Origin of the sequence: Immundisolibacter sp., from assembly GCF_028696615.1 — a bacterium.
In the GTDB taxonomy this organism is placed as follows: Bacteria; Pseudomonadota; Gammaproteobacteria; order Immundisolibacterales; family Immundisolibacteraceae; genus Immundisolibacter.
Map to the genome: position 1 here is coordinate 1 of NZ_JAQVGQ010000300.1, position 2,753 is coordinate 2,753.

Genomic DNA, 2,753 nt, shown 5'->3' on the forward strand with positions numbered 1-2,753 from the left:
CGCCGAGTACGGCGTGGACGAGGTCAGCATCGTCACCGTCACCTACCACTACGCCGACCGGGAACGGTCGTATGAACTTCTGGCGCGGGCGTTTGGTCTGACCGATTGAGGCCGATCGGCGGGAGGTAATGCCTGCGCTCGGCGCCGATCGCAGGAGTGCCGATCCATGCCGAACCCGCAAGACTTCGTCGTCAAGGATTGCGCCCTGGTGTCGCTGGCCACCGGGGTGCGCGCACAAAGCCTGCCGGGGCTGCGCGAAGGGCTGCTCGCAGTACCGGCCGACAGTGTCTACCACCACTTCTGGGGCGGCCTGCTGCGCGCCCGCTTCGACGATCCCGAGTTCAGCAACGACTTTGCCGTGTGGGTGCGCCACGCCCTGCACGACCTGCCGCTCGCCGAGCGCCTGGCGGTGATCGACCCGGCCGATTTCGTCGACGCCGAGGCGCTGCGCCAGGAGGTGCTGGAAGTGGTCGAGCAGCGCCTGGACGAGATCGAGGCGCCGGTCTGGGCGCCGCGCGACCGGCAGTTCCACTTCCTGCGCGGGCAGCTGGTGGTGTTCGACACCGGCCGGCGTGTCCACGATCCGCGCGAGCTGGTGGACCTGCTGCCGCAGCTTTCGCCGGGCAGCGTGTTCTATCACCTGATCGATGCCCGCCGGCGCGAGCCGGTGGGGCAGGACGACTTTCACGCCTGGCTGGTGGCACTCGAGGATGGGTACGAGGGTCTGATCGCGCGCCTGGCGCAGATCGATCCCTACTTCGTGTCGCTGCCCGAACTGCGCGCCCAGTACGCCGCCGTGATCGAAAGCCACTTCGCGGGGGTGCCGGCATGAACGCGCTGCTCGACGCCTACGCCGAGGTGGCCGGCGCCGACGCCGTGCAGCATCTGGTGCAACTGGCCGCGCCGCTGCGCGGCATGAAGGTGGTGCACGTCAACTCCACCCGCGCCGGCGGCGGGGTGGCCGAGATTTTGCACAAGCTGGTGCCGCTGATGCAGGCGCTGGAGCTGGACACGCGCTGGGAGGTGATCACCGGCGACGGGCCGTTCTACCAGTGCACCAAGGCCATGCACAACGCGCTTCAGGGCCAGCCGGCGCCGCTGTCGGATGCACTGCTGAAGGCCTACGAGGACGCCAATGCCCGCAATGCCGAGACGCTGGCGCCGGTGCTGCGCGAGGCCGACGTGGTGTTCATCCACGATCCCCAGCCGGCGGCGCTGATCCGCCACCTGCCGGACCGCCGCGGCAAGTGGGTGTGGCGCTGCCACATCGACGCCAGCCATCCGCAGCGCGGCGTGTGGCGCTACCTGCGCGGCCACGTGGTCGAGTACGACGCCAGCGTGTTCTCGCTGGCCGACTTCGCCCGACGCCTGCCGCATCCGGTGTACCTGATCCCGCCCAGCATCGACCCGCTGGCCGAGAAGAACAGCCCGCTGCCGGCCTGGCAGGTGCTGGAGACCTGCCGGCGCTTCGACATCGATCCCGACCGGCCGCTGATGCTGCAGGTGTCGCGCTTCGACCGCTTCAAGGATCCACTCGGCGTGATCGCCGCCTACCGCTTGGCGCGCAATTTCATCCCCGGCCTGCAGCTGGTGCTGGCCGGCGGCGGCGCCGACGACGATCCCGAGGGCGAGGCGGTGCTGGCCGAGGTGCGCGCCGCCGCCGAGGGCGATGCGGATCTGAAAGTGCTGCTGCTGCCGTCGGACGCCCACACCACCATCAACGCGCTGCAGCAGGCGGCGCCGCTGGTGTTGCAGAAGTCGCTGCGCGAGGGCTTCGGTTTGACGGTGACCGAGGCGATGTGGAAGGGTAAGCCGGTGATCGGCGGCGACACCGGCGGCATCCGCCTGCAGGTCGTCAACCATCACACCGGCTTTCTGGTGAGCACGCCCGAGGGCGCCGCGCTGCGCGTGCGTTACCTGCACCAGCACGCCGAGCTGCGCGAACAGATGGGCGCCAAGGCGCGCGAATTAGTGCGCCAGAACTTTCTGCTGACGCGCCAGGCGCGCGATTACCTGACGCTGATGACCGGCCTCATGCACCCTGGAGAAGAACGTATTGCGCTTGCCTGATTCCACCCTGCTGCACGATTTCTGGTCCGCCCTGGCGGTGGCGCCCACGGCCGCGCTGCTGCTCGATTACGACGGCACGCTGGCGCCGTTTCACATCGATCCCGCCGAGGCCCGGCCTTATCCCGGCGTCGAGGGCCTGCTCGAGCGCCTCGGCCGGCTGCCGGGCGACCGGCTGGTGATCGTCTCCGGGCGGGCGCTCGACGATCTGTGCCCGCTGCTGCGGCTCGACGTCCGGCCGGAGTTCTGGGGCTGTCATGGCCGCGAGCGGCGGCTGCCGGACGGCCGTCACAGTTTCACGCCGCTGCCCGAGGCCGCCCTGCAGGCGCTGGCCGAAGCCGAGGGCTGGACCGCCACGGTGACGGCGCTCGGCGGGCGCGTCGAGCGCAAGCCGGGCTCGCTGGCGTTTCACTGGCGCGGCCTGGCGCCGGGCCACCAGCGCGCGCTCGAGCGCGACCTCGAAACACGCTTCGCCGCGCTGGCCGAGGCCGGCGCGCTCGAGTGGCACCCCTTCGACGGCGGCATCGAGCTGCGCGCCCCCGGCTGCGACAAGGGCCTGGCGGTGCGCCAGGTGCTGGCCGAGCTGGGCGAGGGCGCCTGCGTGGCCTATCTGGGCGACGACCACACCGACGAGGACGCCTTCCGCGCGCTCGCCGGCCGCGGCCTGCGCGTGCTGCTGCGGCCCA

Annotated in this window: 3 protein-coding genes; all 3 read left to right on the top strand. The window is 70.8% G+C overall.

Going from position 1 to position 2,753, the window contains the following annotated elements; all coding sequences use genetic code 11:
• Nucleotides 1-166 precede the first annotated feature (166 nt).
• Complete coding sequence (locus PHC73_RS13495) at nt 167-832, top strand: DUF5752 family protein (protein WP_300129294.1); 666 nt, start codon at nt 167-169, stop codon at nt 830-832.
• Entirely contained in the window at nt 829-2,070 is a 1,242-nt protein-coding gene (locus PHC73_RS13500) for a glycosyltransferase (RefSeq protein ID WP_300129296.1), read from the top strand. The genes PHC73_RS13495 and PHC73_RS13500 overlap by 4 nt, the downstream gene beginning before the upstream one ends.
• On the top strand, nt 2,063-2,753 hold a 691-nt coding region (gene otsB, locus PHC73_RS13505; RefSeq protein ID WP_300129298.1), incomplete at its 3' end, for a trehalose-phosphatase. The genes PHC73_RS13500 and otsB, both read left to right, overlap by 8 nt.

What these genes read in the sequence shown, in the direction of transcription:
- PHC73_RS13495 (WP_300129294.1), top strand. Translation starts at nt 167, where the DNA reads ATGCCGAACCCGCAAGACTTCGTCGTCAAGGATTGCGCCCTGGTGTCG.
- PHC73_RS13500 (WP_300129296.1), top strand. Translation starts at nt 829, where the DNA reads ATGAACGCGCTGCTCGACGCCTACGCCGAGGTGGCCGGCGCCGACGCC.